This is a genomic window from Kangiella shandongensis, assembly GCF_020005365.1.
In the GTDB taxonomy this organism is placed as follows: domain Bacteria; phylum Pseudomonadota; class Gammaproteobacteria; order Enterobacterales; family Kangiellaceae; genus Kangiella; species Kangiella shandongensis.
In genome coordinates this window covers 1-1199 of the sequence record NZ_JACNML010000024.1, presented here as the reverse complement: position 1 = coordinate 1199, position 1199 = coordinate 1, and the positions used below count along the sequence as shown (strand labels likewise).

The 1199-nt window shown below is 43.7% G+C and carries 1 protein-coding gene; it reads left to right on the top strand.

Translation table 11 applies throughout. The annotated features are described in order from the left end of the window. Positions 1-839 precede the first annotated feature (839 nt). On the top strand, positions 840-1106 hold the full coding sequence (locus H7708_RS13370) for a hypothetical protein (RefSeq protein WP_223671356.1): 267 nt from the start codon (positions 840-842) through the stop codon (positions 1104-1106). Positions 1107-1199: the final 93 nt, after the last annotated feature.

The window sequence follows — 1199 nt, the reverse complement described above, 5'->3', positions numbered from 1 at the left end:
TCATCGCCAAGCGCTTATCAAAGAAAGGGCTCACCGAAAGGTGGGCCCTTTTTCTTTGCATGAATGGTTTGTGAGCTCTGTTATATGCTTAGGACAGTTAATGGTAACGACGAAGCGAATATATTGTTCGAGCATAAACCACTGGCTCGGCCTAGGTGACCGAAGGTCATGCTGTGCATGAGCTGAGGGAATGCCTTTAGGCATCATCGCCATACCCCAAGGGCACGCGAGCGCTTATATAAAAAAAAGCCACCTTCGGGTGGCTTTTTTATATCTATGATTTATGAGTTTTTTACGTGTTCAGGACGCTCGACGAGAAGCACGGAACAAATATATTGCACCAGCAAAAGCCACTTGCACGGCTTAGGTGACTGAAGGCGATGCCTTAGCATTACCTGAAGGAATACCTTTAGGTATCATACCCAAGGGGGCAGACCCTCGCCAAGCGCTAATAACAAAGCCCCAGCCACACGGCTGGGGTTTTTTATTGCCTGCAAGAAATGAGTATAAGGAAGTTTACCCTGTCGACCAGAAACTGCTCCCTGCGTTTCTGGTACTTCCACCATCTAACCCACAAGGATGTGGGAAATGCAATAGCAATGCCCGGAGCATTGCTTGCCCTGGTGGTCGTGTGACAACACTGGTTGGAATTTAACTAAAAAATAATAAGCCTTTAATCTAAAAAGTTATTCAAGTTAGACTTTCTATACTCCGTCACGTAATATCCTTTAGGAGCTGCGTTATGCTTTCCAGGAAGAGGTATGCTCATCATTAGGATCTTATTTTTTTCAATATCCTTTTTGTACTTAATGGGGTGTTCTGACACATCGCTGCGAGGCATGGACCAAATCAATGCCGGAGTGGTTGGGCAAAGGACTTGTATTAAAGAATCACCGTATAAGACGGAACGATTTAATGGTTACTCCTACAAAGTCGGTGGATTATGTAATAACTGGCAAGGTCAAATCTATAATGACACAAAGTATACTATCAAGTGTGAGAACATCATTAACGGTAGTTATGCTAACTCGATTTTCGCTTCACCGAAACATACTACTGAGTTAGAGCATATTGTAGTGGTCAACAAAACCCGGACACCTTTTTAGCTAATTTCTCGGCTTTTGCCGGTGGTAGACCATCATTAAATTGATGCGGTCGCTCCCAGTTGTAATAATTCATCAGGAAGTAACTGACATCAC

What these genes read in the sequence shown, in the direction of transcription:
- H7708_RS13370 (WP_223671356.1), top strand. Translation starts at nt 840, where the DNA reads ATGGACCAAATCAATGCCGGAGTGGTTGGGCAAAGGACTTGTATTAAA.